General features: G+C 59.9%; 15 protein-coding genes and 1 other RNA gene. 14 read left to right on the top strand and 2 right to left on the bottom strand.

The window, feature by feature from the left end:
• Positions 1-61: 61 nt before the first annotated feature.
• The 10 genes from fliF (at position 62) to GC177_01440 (ending at position 12,506) form a co-directional block, all read left to right on the top strand.
• On the top strand, positions 62-1,735 hold the full coding sequence (gene fliF / locus GC177_01485; GenBank protein ID MBI1274626.1) for a flagellar M-ring protein FliF: 1,674 nt from the start codon (positions 62-64) through the stop codon (positions 1,733-1,735).
• Between the two features lie 11 nt (positions 1,736-1,746).
• Positions 1,747-2,766: a flagellar motor switch protein FliG gene (gene fliG, locus GC177_01480; GenBank protein MBI1274625.1), complete on the top strand. Its 1,020-nt coding sequence runs from the start codon at positions 1,747-1,749 to the stop codon at positions 2,764-2,766.
• 14 nt (positions 2,767-2,780) lie between these two features.
• Positions 2,781-3,692, top strand: coding sequence for a hypothetical protein (locus tag GC177_01475; GenBank protein ID MBI1274624.1), 912 nt, complete (start codon positions 2,781-2,783; stop codon positions 3,690-3,692).
• A 27-nt stretch (positions 3,693-3,719) separates the two neighbouring features.
• On the top strand, positions 3,720-3,995 hold the full coding sequence (fliN, locus tag GC177_01470; protein MBI1274623.1) for a flagellar motor switch protein FliN: 276 nt from the start codon (positions 3,720-3,722) through the stop codon (positions 3,993-3,995).
• 1 nt (position 3,996) lies between these two features.
• Positions 3,997-4,809 carry a flagellar motor protein MotA gene (locus GC177_01465; GenBank protein ID MBI1274622.1) on the top strand — a complete coding sequence of 271 codons (813 nt, stop codon included), beginning with the start codon at positions 3,997-3,999 and terminating at the stop codon, positions 4,807-4,809.
• A gap of 14 nt (positions 4,810-4,823) precedes the next feature.
• Positions 4,824-6,203 carry an AAA domain-containing protein gene (locus GC177_01460; GenBank protein MBI1274621.1) on the top strand — a complete coding sequence of 460 codons (1,380 nt, stop codon included), beginning with the start codon at positions 4,824-4,826 and terminating at the stop codon, positions 6,201-6,203.
• Between the two features lie 113 nt (positions 6,204-6,316).
• Positions 6,317-8,428 carry a flagellar biosynthesis protein FlhA gene (flhA, locus tag GC177_01455; protein MBI1274620.1) on the top strand — a complete coding sequence of 704 codons (2,112 nt, stop codon included), beginning with the start codon at positions 6,317-6,319 and terminating at the stop codon, positions 8,426-8,428.
• Between the two features lie 14 nt (positions 8,429-8,442).
• Positions 8,443-9,585 carry a hypothetical protein gene (locus tag GC177_01450; GenBank protein MBI1274619.1) on the top strand — a complete coding sequence of 381 codons (1,143 nt, stop codon included), beginning with the start codon at positions 8,443-8,445 and terminating at the stop codon, positions 9,583-9,585.
• A complete protein-coding gene (locus tag GC177_01445) occupies positions 9,582-10,364 on the top strand; it encodes an AAA family ATPase (GenBank protein ID MBI1274618.1) in 783 nt (260 codons plus the stop codon). Before GC177_01450 ends, GC177_01445 begins: the two co-directional genes overlap by 4 nt.
• 9 nt (positions 10,365-10,373) lie before the next feature.
• The gene (locus GC177_01440; protein ID MBI1274617.1) at positions 10,374-12,506 is read left to right on the top strand and encodes a hypothetical protein; all 2,133 of its coding nucleotides are present in this window, start codon (positions 10,374-10,376) and stop codon (positions 12,504-12,506) included.
• Positions 12,507-12,601: 95 nt separating this feature from the next.
• Here the strand turns inward: GC177_01440 and GC177_01435 are convergent, their stop codons facing one another.
• A complete protein-coding gene (locus GC177_01435; protein MBI1274616.1) occupies positions 12,602-13,408 on the bottom strand; it encodes a pseudouridine synthase in 807 nt (268 codons plus the stop codon).
• A gap of 35 nt (positions 13,409-13,443) precedes the next feature.
• Between GC177_01435 and rnpB the strand changes: the two genes are divergently transcribed.
• An RNA gene (gene rnpB, locus GC177_01430) (RNase P RNA component class A) lies at positions 13,444-13,811 on the top strand.
• Between the two features lie 215 nt (positions 13,812-14,026).
• On the opposite strand, the gene GC177_01425 is transcribed toward rnpB, so the two are convergent.
• A complete protein-coding gene (locus GC177_01425) occupies positions 14,027-14,497 on the bottom strand; it encodes a hypothetical protein (GenBank protein MBI1274615.1) in 471 nt (156 codons plus the stop codon).
• A gap of 252 nt (positions 14,498-14,749) precedes the next feature.
• Here GC177_01425 and mraZ point away from each other — a divergent pair, with 252 nt between their 5' ends.
• Genes mraZ through GC177_01410 form a run of 3 tightly spaced genes read left to right on the top strand, consistent with a single transcriptional unit; the run spans position 14,750 to position 16,690 of the window.
• Entirely contained in the window at positions 14,750-15,217 is a 468-nt protein-coding gene (mraZ, locus tag GC177_01420) for a division/cell wall cluster transcriptional repressor MraZ (protein ID MBI1274614.1), read from the top strand.
• Positions 15,214-16,179, top strand: a complete 966-nt coding sequence (gene rsmH / locus GC177_01415) for a 16S rRNA (cytosine(1402)-N(4))-methyltransferase RsmH (GenBank protein ID MBI1274613.1) — start codon at positions 15,214-15,216, stop codon at positions 16,177-16,179. The genes mraZ and rsmH overlap by 4 nt, the downstream gene beginning before the upstream one ends.
• A complete protein-coding gene (locus GC177_01410) occupies positions 16,172-16,690 on the top strand; it encodes a hypothetical protein (GenBank protein ID MBI1274612.1) in 519 nt (172 codons plus the stop codon). The genes rsmH and GC177_01410 overlap by 8 nt, the downstream gene beginning before the upstream one ends.
• The last annotated feature ends 1 nt before the right edge of the window (position 16,691 follow it).

The following is a 16,691-nucleotide window of genomic DNA, read 5'->3' as shown; positions in this document are numbered from 1 at the left end:
TGTTAACGAATTTTTCACTTCGCAAGTGTTAGTTTAGCATCTACATCCTGTATCAACAGGGATGCGAAGTGAAGGTGCCATGCTGCAGCAAATCAAAGATTTAGGCCCAATGAAACTCGGCATTATCGGGGGTGTTGCGGCCCTGATGCTGGGGTTTTTCACTTTTCTGGGCATGCGCGGAAGCAGCACCGGCCCGATGGAGCTGCTCTACAGCAACCTGAAGCCCGAAGAGAGCAGCGGCATTGTCACCTATCTGGAGCAAAACCAGATTCCTTATGAATTACGCGCCGGCGGCACGCAGATTTTTGTGCCGGACACCAAGGTGGACCGCACCCGCGTGCAACTGGCGGGCCAGGGCATGCCCAATGCCAATTCCGGCGTGGGTTTTGAGATTTTTGATAAAAACGAAGCGCTGGGAACCAGCCAGTTCGTCAATAACGTCAATTACATGCGCGCGCTGGAAGGCGAGCTCGCCCGCTCCATCGCCACGCTGGACCCGATTTCCGAGGCGCGCGTGCATGTGGTGATTCCCAAACGCGAGCTTTTCTCCCGCAACATGCAGCCGCCGACGGCCTCGGTGGTGGTGACCATGAAAAACGGCAAGACGCTGGCCAAGCAGGAAATCCAATCCATCCGTCATCTCGTTTCCACCGCTGTGCCGGGGCTTGAGCTCAACCGCATTACGCTGGTGGACAATACCGGCAAGCTGCTTGCACGCGGCGCGCTGGATGAAAATGACATCGGCGAAGCCGCCAGCGAGGCTGATGAATACCGCGTGCGTTACGAGCAACGCATGAAGAAGCAGATTGAGGAGCTTCTCGAGCAGACGGTCGGCCTGGGCAATGTGAAGGCCAACGTCACCGCCGATATCGACTTTGACCGTATTGTGAAAAAATCCGAGAATTTCAACCCGGACGGCCAGGTTGCGCGATCCACCCAGACGATTGACGAAAAAGAGCAGAGCAAAGAAAAATCGCAGGACACCAACGTGACGGTGAAAAACAACCTGCCCGACCCCAATCCCGAAAATGCCGGGCTGGTGACGGAAAACCAGAAGAGCAAAAGCGACGAGACCATCAATTACGAAATCTCAAAAGAAGAGATCAACCAGGTCCAGGAAATCGGCACAGTGCAGAAAATCTCGGTCGCTGTGCTGGTAAACGGCACGATGAAGGCAAGCGAAGACGGCGCTGCGATGAAATATGTCGAGCGCAGCCCCGAGGAGCTTGAGCAGATCGGCAAGCTGGTGAAATCCGCCATCGGGTTCGATGCCGACCGCGGCGATATGGTGCAGGTCGTTAATATGCCCTTCTCCGGCTCTCTGGACGATATGAAGCCGCCCTCCTCACTGGATTGGCTGAAGGATGACTTCCACAATATTCTGCAGACGGCCATCCTCGGGATTGTGGCTATCCTGGCTATCCTGCTGGTTATCCGTCCGCTGGTGAACCGCGCGATTGAGACGACGACCTTCACCGAAGAAGAGCCCGAAGACGTCAATGCGCTTCTGCCAAGCAACCAGGTGGCTGGGCAGTTGACCGACCAGCGCGGCGTGCCCATCGGCCCCGATGGGCAGCCCATGAACGATATGCTGGAAGACGATACGCTCGTCAGCATCATGGGGATCGAGGGCGGCATCAAATCCTCCTCGATGCGCCGCGTGACGGCACTGATCGACAAAAACCCCGAGGAAGCGCTGAACGTGCTCCGCGGCTGGCTCACCAACGATAAATAGGAACGGATATCATGGCGCCGAAGCTTGAAGATTACCGCAAACTCACCGGGCTCGAGAAGACCGCGATCTTCATGATGGCCTGCGGCGAGGAAAGCGCAGGCAAGCTGTTCTCCATGATGACGGATGACGAGATCCGCGACATCTCCCACGCCATGTCGAGCCTTGGACGCATCAGCAACGATTCGGTGGAGAAGATCTTCCTCGAATTCGTGGAGGATATGTCCGGCACCGGCGCGGTGGTGGGCACGTATGATTCCACCGAACGTCTGCTTGCCAAAGCGCTGGGTAAAGACCGGGTGGCACAGATCATGGAAGATATTCGCGGTCCGGCCGGCCGCACCACGTGGGACAAGCTCGGCAACGTGAGCGAGGAACTGCTGGCGGCCTATTTGAAAAACGAATACCCGCAGACGGTAGCCCTTGTCCTTTCCAAACTCAAACCAGACCATGCGGCCCGCGTGCTGACGCAATTGCCGGATGACTTTGCCATGGAAGCCATCATGCGCATGCTGAAAATCGAGCCGGTGAAGAAGGAAGTGCTTGATGGAGTGGAACGCACACTGAAAAACGAGTTCATGTCCAACCTCGCCAAAACCCAGCGCCGCGATACGCATGAGGTGATGGCAGAGATCTTCAACAATTTCGACCGATCCACCGAGGCCAAGTTCATGACTCACCTGGAGGACCGCGACAACGAAGCGGCCGAGCGCATCCGCCAGCTGATGTTCACCTTCGAGGACCTCACCAAGATCGACCCGATGGGCATCCAGACGCTCATCCGCGGCATCGACAAGGACAAGCTGGCCGTGGCGCTCAAGGGCGCATCGGATGCGCTGCGCGACCTGTTCTTCTCCAACATGTCCGAACGCGCGGCCAAAATCATGCAGGAGGATATGGAGGCGATGGGTCCTGTCCGCCTGAAAGATGTGGACGAGGCGCAGATGGCCATTGTGATGAAGGCCAAGGAACTGGCCAACAAGGGCGAGATCGTGATTGCCGATACGTCCGGCGAAGACCAACTTATCTACTGATGAATTGAGAGCTTATGCGTTTTGAGAAATTCAGCTTCCGCACCATCAACGACCGCGACCACCGCGAGCTGGCCGGCGTGGTGGTGGGCAGTTTTCAGGAAGCCGAGGAGGCGGCGCATTTTCAGCCGCTGTTCAAATCCAAACGCCAGATGATGCATGAGGCGGAACAGGCTGCGCTGCTTGAAAAACCGCCTATCAGCGACGAAGAGGTGAAAGAGGCCGCGCAGCGCGGCTATGACGAAGGCTACAGCGCGGGCCAGCATGCCGGGCTGGAAGAAGGCACGCAAAAGGGCCTGGAACAGGGCCGTGCAGAGACTAAGGCCGAATATGAAGTGAAAATGAAAGAAGCGGTGGAAAAGGCCGTTACCCGCCATCACCATGCACTGGAAGCCGCCACCCAGGCCTTGAACCTGCAGCTGATGCAGGCATTCGGCGAGGCAATGGAACATACGAAATCCCAACAGCAGGATGTGCTGCGGCTGGCGCTTGGCATTGCCAAAAAGCTGGCAGGCGCGGCGCTTGCGCGCTATCCGCTGGACTCCATTATTCCCATGCTCTCCAACGTGCTGGAGGCGCAGACCGCCCTGCCCGAGCTGCGCGTGCGCGTGACGCCGGATCTGGTGGAGATGATGAAGCCGGTATGCGAGAAACTGGCCAAGGAAAGCGGATTCAAAGGGCAGATTCATTGCACGGGCGACAGCGCACTGGGCGACGGCGACGCGGCGATTGACTGGAACCACGGGCATGTGGTGCGCGACAGCAATGCCATCCTGGCGGAGATCGCGGCCATCCTCAAGCATGCCGACGAAGGCGAGGCCGCAAGTGCTGCGAAAGAAACCAGCAACCATCCGGCAGCCGAGACAGCCGAAACAATGGAATCCGCAACGGCATCAGAAACCCCTGTTCAACCACATACGAGCGTGTAAACTGTCACGGTCAAGAGAGGAGCCCTTATGAGCGACATTATGGAAACGGAAGGCAACCTGACCCTGGAGGCGATGTATGACATCCCCGTGCAGGTGTCGGTAGTGCTGGGCCGCACGCAGATGCAGGTGAGCCAGTTGCTCAAGCTGGGCCGCGGGGCCGTGATCGAGCTGGACCGCAAGGTGGGCGAGCCGATCGACATCCTCGTGAATAACCGCCTGGTCGCACGTGGCGAGGTGGTGGTGGTGGAAGACCGTATCGGCATCACCATGACGGAAATCATCAAAAGCGACAAGAACGTCTAGCATGTCCCTGCAAGCTCCCGAACGCCGTTTTGACCTCGCGACCGCCTTCGGCATTCTTTTTGCTCTTGGCATCGTGGCGGCCGCCATTCTGGAAAACGGCGCCCTTGCCCCTTATCTCGACCTGGCCTCCGCCCTGCTGGTGCTGGGCGGCACGCTGGCGGTGACCACGGCCTGTTTTACGCTGGGTGATATGCTCCGCGCCACGGGGCTGGTTGGAAAGACGGTTGTGTACCCGCATTACAATGCGCTGCAAACGGCGGAATCCATGCTCGATCTGGCACGGCACGCCCGCAAAAACAACCTGCTGGCGCTGCAGAACAACATCGCCAAAGGCACGCTGGACGCCTTCATGGAAAAAGGCATGGCGATGGTGGTGGACAATGTGGCACCCGACAAAGTGGAACAATTGCTGATGCAGGATATCCACTCGCTCGCCGAACGGCATAACAAGGGGGTGTCCATTTTCCGCAAGGCGGCGGACATCGCCCCGGCGATGGGGCTGATCGGCACGCTGATCGGCTTGGTGCAGATGCTTGGCAACCTGTCGGACCCGAGCAAGCTCGGCCCGGCGATGGCCATTGCGCTGCTGACCACACTTTACGGCGCGCTGCTGGCCTATGTGCTGTTCATACCGCTGGCAACCAAGCTGGAACGCAACACGGACGAGGAACTGCTGGTGCGGCATATCCAGCTGGAGGGCATCCTTTCCATCGCGCGGCAGGAAAACCCGCGCAAGCTTGAGATGGCGCTGGCGACCATCCTGCCGCCGTTGAAATACCATGTTTCACCTAAACCGTTAGCGAAAGCATCGTGATAGAGGGCTAGACTATGCAATTGCTTATCATCGGCGAGCTGGAAGGCCAATTCATCGCAGCCAGCAAAATCGCGCGGGACCGTGGGGCGCGCGTGATGCAGGCGGGCGGTGTGGACGAAGCGCTGGACATTTTGCGCGGCGGCAAAAGCGCCGACCTGATTTTGATGGATGTGAAGGATAATATCGCCAAGCTGGTGCAATCGCTCGAGCAGGAGCGCATCTGCGTGCCGGTGGTGGGCTGCGGCTTCAACGCCACCAGCGACGACGCGGTGCAGGCCATCCGCGCGGGAGCGAAGGAATATCTGCCGCTGCCGCCGGAGGCGGATTTGATTGCCGCGGTGTTTGAGGCGATTGCCTCGGAAGATCATGATGTGGTGTTCACCTCCGATGCGATGAAAAAGACGATCGGACTGGCCGAGCAGGTCGCCAAATCCGACGCAAGCGTGCTGGTGACCGGTGAGTCCGGCACGGGCAAGGAAGTGATGGCGCGCATCATTCACCAGAAAAGCCGCCGCGCCACGCAAAAGCTGGTGTCGGTCAATTGCGCGGCCATTCCGGAAAACCTGATGGAATCCGAATTATTCGGCCATGAGAAAGGCGCCTTCACGGGTGCCGTGGCGCGGCGCATCGGCAAGTTTGAGGAAGCCAACGGCGGCACGCTGTTTCTCGATGAGATCAGCGAAATGGACATTCGCCTGCAGGCTAAACTGCTGAGGGCAATTCAGGAACGGGTGATCGACCGCGTGGGTGGCAACAGCCCCGTGAAAGTGGATATCCGCATCATCGCCACCTCCAACCGCGACCTGCAGGAGGCGGTGGCCAAGGGTGAATTCCGCGAGGATCTGTTTTTCCGCCTGAATGTAATCAATCTGCATCTGCCCCCGCTGCGCGAGCGTAAGGAAGATATCGAGCCGCTGGCCGAGCATTTTATTGCCAAATACGCCAAAGCCAATGGCATGCCGCTGCGCCCGCTCTCCGATGCGGCGCTGACCAAGCTGCTCAATTATCACTGGCAGGGCAACGTGCGGGAGCTGGAAAACACCATGCACCGCGCCGTGCTGCTGGCAAGCGGAACGGAAATCGGCCCTGAGGCGATCTTTCTTTCCGGCAATATTACGGCCAACAGTATCAGCCCGGCCATTGCGCCGACACCGGCCCCCGCCCCCGCGCCACAGCCGGCGGCCAGCAGCGGCGCGGCGGTGCCGCTTATCGGACGCACGGTGGAGAGCGTGGAGCGCGAACTCATCATCGGCACGCTGGATCATTGCCTGGGCAACCGCACACAGGCGGCGAATATCCTCGGCATTTCCATCCGCACGCTGCGTAACAAGCTGCGTGAGTATAATGACAATGGGTATGCCGTTCCGCCCGCGAAGGACGGTACGAATATTTAATTCGTCCCCTGCGAAATCCTCCTTGATTTCGCAATGGGACACCGCCCAAGGCTGAAGCGCGACGTACTGTCGCGCAGGCCGGGGCGGGTGAAGATACAGAACGGAGCGATTACTTGGCAACGGCCCAGAAAGCAGCATTGCCAGTTCCCTTTTCAGCCAGTGAGGCGCTGAAGAAATTTCCTATTCGCGGCGATATTATCTTTGCCCTGGGCATTATCGGCATTCTGACGGTGCTGCTGTTTCCAGTGCCGACCTGGCTGCTGGATTTCCTGCTCGGCCTTTCCATCACCTGCTCGGTGGTGGTGCTGATGACGGTGGTGTTCGTGGAACGGCCGCTGGATTTGAACTCCTTCCCTACCATTTTGCTGGTGGTGACGATGTTCCGACTTTCGCTCAACATCGCTTCCACACGCCTGATCCTTTCGCACGGGCATGAGGGGCCGGAATCGGCGGGGCATATCATCCAGGCATTCGGCAGTTTCGTGATGGGCGGATCGGTGGTGGTGGGTATCATCGTGTTCGCCATCCTTACCCTCATCAACTTCGTGGTGATCACCAAAGGTTCAGGCCGTATCGCCGAGGTATCGGCACGTTTCAGCCTGGACGCCATGCCGGGCAAACAGATGGCGATCGACGCCGATTTATCCGCCGGGCTGATCGATGAGGAAACGGCCCGCAAGCGCCGCAAGGACCTGGAAGATGAAAACACCTTCTACGGGGCGATGGACGGTGCGAGCAAATTCGTGCGCGGGGATGCCATCGCGGGCCTCATCATTACCTTCATCAACTTCATCGGCGGCATGATCATCGGGATGGTGCAGCGGGATATTACGTTTGAAGAAGCGCTGAACAGCTACACCATCCTGACGGTGGGCGACGGGCTGGTGGCGCAGGTGCCGGCCATTGTGGTGTCCATCGGCGCGGGTATGCTGGTGACCAAGGCGGGCACGAAAGGTTCCGCCGATAAGGCGGTATTTGAGCAATTAAGCGCCAATCCCAAGACGATGTACATGACATCGGGCGTGCTGGCCTCCATGGCCATGATTCCCGCCCTGCCCGCCACGCCGTTTCTGATTCTGGCCAGCATCATCGGCGGGTTCGGCTTTTTCTCTTACCAGGCCAACAAGGTGAAAAAAGTCGCCGAGGCGGAAACCGCAGCCAAGAGCGCCCAGCCCGCCAAGCCGGAAGAGGAGCCCATCAGCAATGTGCTGCATATCGACGCGCTTAAGCTGGAGCTGGGTTACGGGCTGCTGCCGCTGATCAATTACCAGAAAGGCCACCGCCTGACGGAACAGATCAAGGCGCTGCGCAAGCAGATCGCCCGTGAGTTCGGCTTCGTGATGTCGCCGGTGCGCATTCAGGACAATATGCAATTACCCGCCAACAGCTATGTGCTGAAAGTGAAGGACATTGAATGCGCGCGCGGCGAGGTGCGGCCGGACATGCTGCTGGTGATGAACCCTTCGGGCGAGAAAATCCAAATTCCCGGTGAGGCCACGCACGAGCCGACCTTCGGCCTGCCGGCCATGTGGATCACCGAGGATTACCGCGAGGAGGCGGTGTTCAAGAATTACACGGTGGTGGACCCGCCGACAGTGATCACCACCCACATCACCGAGGTCATCAAGGATAACATGGCCGACCTGCTCTCCTACTCCGAGACGCAGAAACTGCTGAACGACCTGGATAAGGAACATCAGAAACTGGTGGCCGACCTGGTACCCGCGCAGATCACCATCGGCACATTGCAGCGTGTGCTTCAGAACCTGCTGAGTGAGCATATCTCCATCCGCGATCTGCCGGGAATATTGGAAGCGATTGCCGAGGTGGTGCGCTCCACCAGCAATATCGTGCTGATCACTGAGCATGTGCGCGCACGGCTGGCGCGGCAGATATGCCACCAGCTTTCGCTGAATGACGGCTTCCTGCCGCTGGTGACGCTGGCGCCGCGATGGGAGGAAGAATTCGCCAAGTCTCTTTCCGGCAACGGTGAGGACCGGCAGCTGGCCATGGCCCCGAGCAAAATTCAGGAATTTATCGGCAGCGTACGCAAGATTTTCGACGAGCTTGCCATGCAGGGCTCCATGCCCGTATTGTTAACCAGCCCCATGGTACGGCCCTATGTGCGCTCGATCATCGAGCGCTTCCGGCCGAGTATCGTGGTGCTGTCGCAAAACGAGGTTCACTCGAAGGCAAAAATCAAAACCCTGGGGCAATTGGGTTAGGGAGATAGGTTTGTATGCGGGTAAAGAATTTTCATGGGGCCTCGGTGAATGAGGTGATGAAGCAGATCCGCGAGAGTCTGGGTGATGACGCGGTGATTATTTCCACCACGCGCCTGCCGGGCGGCGGCGGCGTGCAGGTGGTGGCCGCGCTGGAAGCCAGCGAGGATGACGAGGTGCTGGTGGCCACGCCACAGCCCGCCGCCCCAACCATTACCGACAAGACGGCAGAGGATGTGGCGAAAGCGCTGCTGGCGGCGATGCAGACAACCATTCCCGAGAAGCTGGCCAAGGCCACCAAGGCAGCAGCAGCCAAAGCTAAAGCAGCCAAACCGGCGGCAAAACCCGAACCGGAACCCCACCCTGTCGGCATGCATGACGGGCAGCTGGAGGCGCTCAGGGCGCTTTCCAAGGTGCTGAATTACCATAACTGCCCGGGCTATCTGATTCGCCAGCTTATCGGCCAGGCGGAACGGCTGAACGGCACAAACCCGGGCAAGCTGGTGCTGACCCTGCTGGCGCAGGCGTTCGATTACGACCCCGTGCAACTGCTGCCGGGCGAGACGCCGGTGATGCTGATCGGCCCGCCGGGCGTGGGCAAGACCATGACGGTGGCCAAAATGGTGACCAGCGCGATGCTGAAGAAGATCCCCATCGCCGTCATCACCACCGACAGCCACAAGGCCGGCGGCATCGAACAGCTGCAGGCCTTTACCGACATTCTCGGCCTCACCCTGCATGTGGCGGAAACGCCGAAGGAGCTGGCCGCCACCATCGACAAGCTGGTGCCGCGCCATGCGGTGATCATCGATACGGCGGGATATAACCCTTACGATACCGATGAGCTGAAAACGCTCGGCCAGTTCATCAGCTGCCACGACATTGAGCCCGTGCTGGTGTGCCATGCGGGCATGGACGGGCTGGACGCGGCGGATATCGCCAGCAATTTCGCCTATCTCGGCACGCAGAAGCTGATCGTCACCAAAATCGACACGGCACGGCGCTATGGCGGCATCCTGACGGCGGCGCACGCGGGCAACCTCGCCTTCAGCCATTTCAGCCGCCATGCGGGCGCGGTGGACGGGCTCGACCCCGTGACGCCGGAACGGCTGGCCAAAATTCTTCTCCACAGCAATGTAACCCAAAAGGTAGCGCCATGACGATGGAACTCTCCACTCCGCCAGCAACGGCTCGCACGCCGAATAATCTGGTGGCGATCGCCTCCGGCAAGGGCGGCGTCGGCAAGACGTGGCTTTCGGCAACGCTGTCGCACCTTATCTCGCGCTCGGGGCGCAGGGTGCTGCTGTTCGACGGCGATATCGGGCTGGCCAACGTGGATGTGCAGCTTGGCATTACCCCCACGCGCGACCTAAACACCTACATGCAGGGCAAGGCCGAGCTGAAGGATTGCATCACGCAGTATGACGAGGGGAACTTCGACGTGATCGCGGGGCGGAGCGGATCGGGCCTGTTGAACAATGTGGGGCTGGACAGGATGCGCCAGTTCGGGCGGGACCTGTATAAGATCGCCCCGAACTATGACGTGGTACTGCTGGATCTGGGCGCGGGGGTGGAAAGCCATGTGCGCTTCCTGGCTGGCATGGCGTCGCGCCTTGTGATGGTGATCACCGACGAGCCGACCTCGCTGACGGATGCCTATGCCTTCATCAAGCTGTGCAAGCGCGAGCACCCGCATGTAGATATTCAGGTGGTGGTGAACCAGGCGGGCAACAAGAAGGAAGGCGAGAAAACTTACGGCGCCATCAGCACGGCCTGCGCGAATTTTTTACGCTTCACACCACCGCTGGCCGCCGTCATCCGGCGCGACCCGAAGGTGAAAGACGCCATCCGTAACCAGACATCGCTCATCACCCGCTCGCCCAGCACGCTGGCGGCGACCGATGCCGCGGCGCTGGCCGTGAAGCTGATGGCGAAGTAGGAGACGCGTATGGTCAGCGCCCCGTTACCGCTGCTGGCCATCACCAATATCAGCGGCCAGTTGACGCAGCTGCAGACGCAGATTGCCGGGCAGCCGGGCATGCCCGTTGGGGATTTGCCGACCGATTTGCCCATCGGTAAAATCCTGGATGCCATCGTTACGCCGCGCGACCCGCTGAACCCGCAATCGCCCGTCAACCGGCCGGGCGCGGGCGGCAGCGAAACGGTGCGCCTGAGCCTGCCGCAAGGCACCATCACCCTGAAGCCACCACCGCAACTGCAGCAGTTTTTGCAGCCCAACACGCCGGTGGAAGTGAAGCTTGAACGTACACCGCAGGGATTGGCCGCGCGGCTTGTGAGCGTGGCCAGCGTGCCGGTGGAAAAGCTGATGGAAGCCACCACCAGCAAGGGCACGCCGCCTGCCATCATCACGCCCGGTGAGGTGGAGATTCCGCTGCCGACCACCACCACGGCCCTTCCGTACAATAAACTGAAACCACCCGTGCCGCTGGATATGCCATTGCCAGGTGGGGTGAAGCCCGTATTGGTGGCGCCCGCGCAGCTGATGGAAGCGGATGCGCCGCAGCAGCAGGCGTGGCAAAAATTCGTGGAGCAGATGCCCGTTATGCAGGCTTCCCTGCCCGCTGCGGCCACGGCGCAACCGCGCCTACCTGCGGTGCTGAGCCCCGGCATGCAATTGCTGATGCGGGTATTCTTTGTGCCTGCGCCGACCATGCCGGCCTCCTCCTCGCCCGCTATGGCTACCATGCCGGTGCAGTCGGGCCAAACCACCGCCATGCCCACCGTGCAAGCGCCGCTGCCGGGCGGTGCGCAACCCGGCATGCCCGCACCGCCTGCCATGGCCGCGCCGCTTATGCCTTCCCTGCCCGGTATGCCGCAAAGCACGTTACCGACCGTACCGCAGCTAGGCACGGCAGCTGCCCTGCCATTTGCACCCGCGCCCGGTCAGGCGACCATTTCACCCGGCATGCAACCAGCCACACAGCCTGCCGCTGTGCCGGGGCAAGTCGTCGCCACCGCCACGCCGCTTCCCGCCGCACCAGTGGCAGCGCAGAGCGGAAGCCCGTTGCCCGCAGCGAATGCCGTTCCCGCTACGACACCCGCCATGGCTGCCGTACCGAACCCAATGACCGGCACCGCTTCACCTGCAGGCATGCCGCCTGCCCCATCCTTTGCCGCCACACCTTCGCTGCCGCCAAACCTTTGGCCTGTAACACCCGTGGCTACCCCTTCCGTGGCGGGCACACCCGTGCCCACACAGGCGGCGGCAACGGCGGCGCTTCCCAACAGCAGCATGGCCACACCCGTCGGCACGTGGCAGACCATGCCGCTGCCCGCGCCGCCACCGGGCATGGGGCTGGCGGTGGAATTCATGCCCCTGCCGAATGCGGTATCCCTGCAGCCGAGTTTGCCCTTACCGCAAGATGGGAATGTGCGATGGCCCGCGCTGCAGGAAGCGGTGCAGTTGCTGCAGAAGCTGGAATCACCGGTATCGAACCATTTCATCCAGCAGCGTTTGCCGCAGATCGGCGCGAAGCTGCTGCCTGCCAGCCTGTTTTTTTTGCAGGCGTTAAACGGCAAGGGAACCGACGACTGGCCCGGCGAAGAGGTGATGAAGATTCTTCAGCACAGCAGCCCGGAACTGGCTACCAAGCTGACGCGCGACGTGCACACGCTGCAGCAGCAATGGCAGCAGTCGGCGGATCAGCCCTGGCAATCAGCCATGATGCCCATGTGGTTTCAGGATGAGATCGAGCCGGTGTCGATGTATTTCCGCAAGCAATCGAAAAAGGCGGAGAACGGGATGGAGGGGCACCGGTTCATGGTGGACCTCAACCTGTCGCATTTCGGGCCGATGCAGCTGGACGGGTTTTATAAGCAATGGGCGCAGGGTGTGGAACTGCCCAATACGGAATCCAGCCGGAAGCAGTTCTCCCTCACCATTCGCACGCAAAGGCCATTGGAAAGCGATGTGGGCGAAGGCATCCGGCATTTGTTTTACACGTCGATGGAGGCCATGCGGCTGCAGGGCAATCTCAGCATCCGGCATGATGAGCCGTTTGTTATTGCCGAGAGCCCGCCGGGCGGATTATTTTCGGTTTTGAAGGCGTTTAGCGGGTAAAAAGCCAACATCCCAATCTGGTGTTCTGCCGCTGGATCCCGGATCAAGTCCGGGATGACGGCTTTCTAGGCTCGGACCTCGCCAAGAAAGCGGATCTATTCTTTTTTAGGTGTCCTTTTCAGCAATGCACCGCATTGTTCACGCAGGACTTTGCCGCTGATTTCTTTCACCTGGCCTTCGGGCAGGTTGCCCAGGGTGAAAGCGCCGTAGCCCACGCGGATGAGGCGGCTCACCGGGTGGCCGACATGCTCGAACACGCGACGGATTTCGCGGTTTTTGCCTTCGCTGAGGGTTACGTTCACCCAGATATTGCGGCCTTTAGGTTGATCCTTGGGGGTGGGTTTGTCTTCCAGCTGCACCTTGATGGGGCCGTAGCGAACGTCTTCCACCGTGACACCTTTTGCCAGCTTGGCGATGGTTTCAGGCGTAGGGGTGCTGTAGATGCGCACGCGGTAGCGGCGGATCCAGCCGGTGGCGGGAAGCTCCAGCGCGCGGGCAAGTTCGCCGTCATTGGTGAGCAGCAGCAGGCCTTCGGAATCCATGTCCAGCCGCCCGACGGACATGGTGCGGGGCATGCCGGGAGGGAGATGGTCAAACACGGTGGGGCGGCCTTCGGGATCGCGGTTGGTGGTGACCAGGCCGCGGGGCTTGTGGTAGAGCCAGAGGCGCGTCTGCTCGGCGCCTGCCAGGGGTTTGCCGTCTACGGTGATAACGCTTTCCGGCCCCACATCCAGCGCGGGGCTTTTGATGGTTTTGCCATCCACGCTCACGCGGCCCTGCTCAATCCAGGCCTCGGCCTCGCGCCGCGAGCAAAGGCCCGCGCGGGCCATGCGTTTGGCGATGCGTTCGCGACCTTCGGCTTTTTTGGTGGATGGCTGGGTTTTCATATTTATTCCTGTCATTGAACCAGCGACATAGCACTGTTATGGTGCCCGCGCCAGATGGTCAGGTGGACGCGGGCGGGCGCAAGCCCGCTCGAGGAAAGTCCGGGCTGCAGAAAATCAGGGTGCCGGGTAACGCCCGGTGGGGGCAACCCCAAGGACAGTGCCACAGAAAGCAAACCGCCACGGATTTATCCGGGGTAAGGGTGAAAGGGTGCGGTAAGAGCGCACCGCGCAGGCAGCAATGCCGGCGGCATGGTAAACCCCACCCGCAGCAAGGCCAGATAGGGGCGGTGCACGGCTTGCCGTGCCGGGATGATTTTCCCCGTTACCGTCCGGGTAGGCTGCTTGAGGGTGTGAGCAATCACACTCCCAGAAGAATGTTCACCCACGACAGAACCCGGCTTATCGACCATCTGGCAATTTTATTGCCAGATGGTCGATAAGCCGCTTTGGTTGGCTCGCTTTGCTCGCTACACGCGCCAATAAGGCGCGGGGCGCGGTCGCGCCCAGTCGCGCTTTGCGCTTCACCTTTTGCTGGCTCGCGTTGCTCGCTTTACGCCGCAATAAGCGGCGGGGCGCAGTCGCGCCCAGTCGCGCTTTGCGCTCCGCTATTGGGGGTGAGGATAGCGCTTGTATTTATTCTATTATAACGCCGGTTTGTTTGTTCAGCGTCTTGATGATGTCGGCTATCGCCTTGTCCGCCTGGCCGAGTTGCTGGGAGGCGGTCGCCCATTGAAAGGCGAGGTCGCGGGCCATTTCCAGCTGTTCTGCCGCATCAGCCGGAAATATGGAGAGAACGGGGATGAAGGCTTCCCACAGCTTGACGGGGGATTCGGGCATGGCGGCGGCCCATTCGCCGAGTTCAAGCTTCAGCAACGCAAGGGCGTGTTTTTCATTTGCATAATCCGGTAATGTTACCGACTCCGGCGAACCCTGCTCCACCCATGCATCCAGATTGGCCTGAATGCGAGTGTTCAGCAACTTCAGCGCCTGGTCCAGCCGCTCCACCATGTAATCATACACCGCACCATTTCTGAGTTTTGTATCGGCCCGCTGAACGGAAGCGCTCAGACGCTTGCCGGTGGTGATGGCTTTTTCAATGGGCATGACGGCTCTCGGCTAGGTGATAGGCCCTATTAGCAAGTCTATTTTACAATGCTGTGACGGCTAACGGATTATATTCACAGAGTTTATTTGTAAAATAGGTGTGTGGATAAGAAAATTATTTATCGGAAATCCCACCATTACCGTTTCATTAACCAGATATTTCCAATTTATCCCATATTATCCCACTTAATCCCATGCTATGATGGAATCCTTATTCAACTCACCCTAACTTCCAGGCCCCTCGACACCCCTATGGCGCTGTTTCTCTCAGCATTTACCAACAAGATCGATAAAAAGGGGCGCGTGTCGGTTCCTGCCAGTTTCCGGCAGGCTTTGGTTCAGGAGATTTTTCAGGGCATCGTCGCCTATCCGTCCTTCATCCACCCCTGCGTGGAAGCCTGCAGCATGCGCCGCATGGAACGGTTGAGCGAGAGTATCGATTCGCTGGACCCCTATGACGATGCGCGCGATGCGTTCGCGGCGAGCATCCTGGGTGCCGCCACCTCCATTCCGTTTGACGGTGAAGGGCGCATCATGCTGCCGGAATCGCTGATTCATGCCGCCGGTATCAAGGATGAAGTGACCTTTCTCGGCAAAGGCCAGCTATTCGAAATCTGGGAGCCAAAAACCTGCGCGGCGCATACCGCCAAGGCGCGCGAGCTGGCCATGCGCGAGCGTGGGCGCTTGCACCTGGCGCCCAAAGATGGGGGCCAGGCATGAGCGAGGCGGTGCATTTTCCCGTGTTGAAAAACGAGATGCTGGCGGCGCTTTCGCCCAAGGCGGGCGGGGTTTACGTGGATGGCACATTCGGCGCGGGCGGATATAGCCGCGCGATACTGGAACATGTGGATTGCACGGTGATCGGAATTGATCGTGACCCAAGCACCAGGAAATACGCAGATGCGCTCGAGCACGAGCATAAGGGAAAGCTTGTGTGGCTGAATGGGCGATTCGGCGAGATTAAACGCCTGCTCGACACACAAAATATTGGGCAAGTGGATGGAATAGTGCTAGATATAGGGGTATCATCGATGCAAATTGATCAGGCGGAACGTGGTTTTTCGTACAAACATGACGGTCCGCTTGATATGCGCATGGGTGAAGGGAGCGCCAGCGCGGCAGAGCTGGTGAATAACGAAAGCGAGCAGGCATTGGCCGACATGTTTTATTACTACGGGGAAGAAAGGCTTTCCCGCCGGGTGGCAAAGGCCATCGTGGAAGCACGCACGCTCGCGCCCATCACCCGCACGCTGCAGCTGGCCGAGATCATCGGCAACGCCGTGCCGCAGAAAATACGCCTGGATGCCATCAGCCGCTGCTTTCAGGGGCTTCGCATCGCCGCCAATCAGGAACTGGACGAATTGAAGGCCGCGCTGGCCGCCAGCCTGGAACTGCTCAAGCCGCTGGGACGGCTGGTGGTGGTCACCTTCCACTCGCTGGAAGACCGCATCGTGAAGCAGTTCATGGCAAGCCACTGCAAGCCTGCTGCGCAGAATAACCGCTACCTGCCCGCGCATGAACCGGAGAAGCCACCTCTTTACCGGCTTATCACCCGCTCGGCGGTGACGGCGGGCGAGCAGGAATTAAAGCTCAACAACCGCTCTCGCTCCGCCAAGCTGCGTGCCATGGAATATGCCCCCGTGAGCTTCGGCTTTCCGCAGACGGGAGGCACGCATGCCTAAGCTCATCGTCAGCCTGCTGGCTGTCTGCATCATGGCTGTGCTTTTTCTCACCTTCCAGCTCAGCTACAAGGTGCAGCAGACGGATGACAATATCAGCCGCCTGAAGCACCTGGTGAAGCAGGAACAGCAGGCGCTGCACGTGCTGGATGCCGAATGGGCCTACATCACCCGCCCGGAACGGCTGAAGGAACTGGCCGAGCAATATACGGGTATGCAGCCGGTGATTCACTCCTCGCTGATCACCATTTCGGCCATTCCCGCAAACGGGCAGCAGGCCAGCGTGATGCTTGCCAATTACAAACCCGGCCAGAAGGCCAAGCCGGTGACGCCACCGGCGGCCGCGCAGGCCAACAGCTTTGCCATGGCGGCGGCTCCGGCACCGGCGCCCGTCCCCAAACTTGCCATGCGCGCGCCGGATATTTCCATGCGCGCACCGAAAGACGCCCCGGCCACGCGCCGTGCTTCGGTGTGGGATGTGCTGAACGCAGGCGCTTCGGACGAGGCCCAATAGC

Source organism: bacterium (genome assembly GCA_016124905.1).
Lineage (GTDB): Bacteria > Pseudomonadota > Alphaproteobacteria > Rickettsiales > RI-342 > RI-342.
This window is presented reverse-complemented; position numbering and strand designations above follow the sequence as displayed.

Bases quoted from the DNA above. Each gene is read 5' to 3' on its own strand.
- fliF (MBI1274626.1), top strand. From the start codon at position 62: ATGCGAAGTGAAGGTGCCATGCTGCAGCAAATCAAAGATTTAGGCCCA.
- fliG (MBI1274625.1), top strand. From the start codon at position 1,747: ATGGCGCCGAAGCTTGAAGATTACCGCAAACTCACCGGGCTCGAGAAG.
- GC177_01475 (MBI1274624.1), top strand. From the start codon at position 2,781: ATGCGTTTTGAGAAATTCAGCTTCCGCACCATCAACGACCGCGACCAC.
- fliN (MBI1274623.1), top strand. From the start codon at position 3,720: ATGAGCGACATTATGGAAACGGAAGGCAACCTGACCCTGGAGGCGATG.
- GC177_01465 (MBI1274622.1), top strand. From the start codon at position 3,997: ATGTCCCTGCAAGCTCCCGAACGCCGTTTTGACCTCGCGACCGCCTTC.
- GC177_01460 (MBI1274621.1), top strand. From the start codon at position 4,824: ATGCAATTGCTTATCATCGGCGAGCTGGAAGGCCAATTCATCGCAGCC.
- GC177_01450 (MBI1274619.1), top strand. From the start codon at position 8,443: ATGCGGGTAAAGAATTTTCATGGGGCCTCGGTGAATGAGGTGATGAAG.
- GC177_01445 (MBI1274618.1), top strand. From the start codon at position 9,582: ATGACGATGGAACTCTCCACTCCGCCAGCAACGGCTCGCACGCCGAAT.
- GC177_01440 (MBI1274617.1), top strand. From the start codon at position 10,374: ATGGTCAGCGCCCCGTTACCGCTGCTGGCCATCACCAATATCAGCGGC.
- GC177_01435 (MBI1274616.1), bottom strand. From the start codon at position 13,408: ATGACAGGAATAAATATGAAAACCCAGCCATCCACCAAAAAAGCCGAA.
- GC177_01425 (MBI1274615.1), bottom strand. From the start codon at position 14,497: ATGCCCATTGAAAAAGCCATCACCACCGGCAAGCGTCTGAGCGCTTCC.
- mraZ (MBI1274614.1), top strand. From the start codon at position 14,750: ATGGCGCTGTTTCTCTCAGCATTTACCAACAAGATCGATAAAAAGGGG.
- rsmH (MBI1274613.1), top strand. From the start codon at position 15,214: ATGAGCGAGGCGGTGCATTTTCCCGTGTTGAAAAACGAGATGCTGGCG.
- GC177_01410 (MBI1274612.1), top strand. From the start codon at position 16,172: ATGCCTAAGCTCATCGTCAGCCTGCTGGCTGTCTGCATCATGGCTGTG.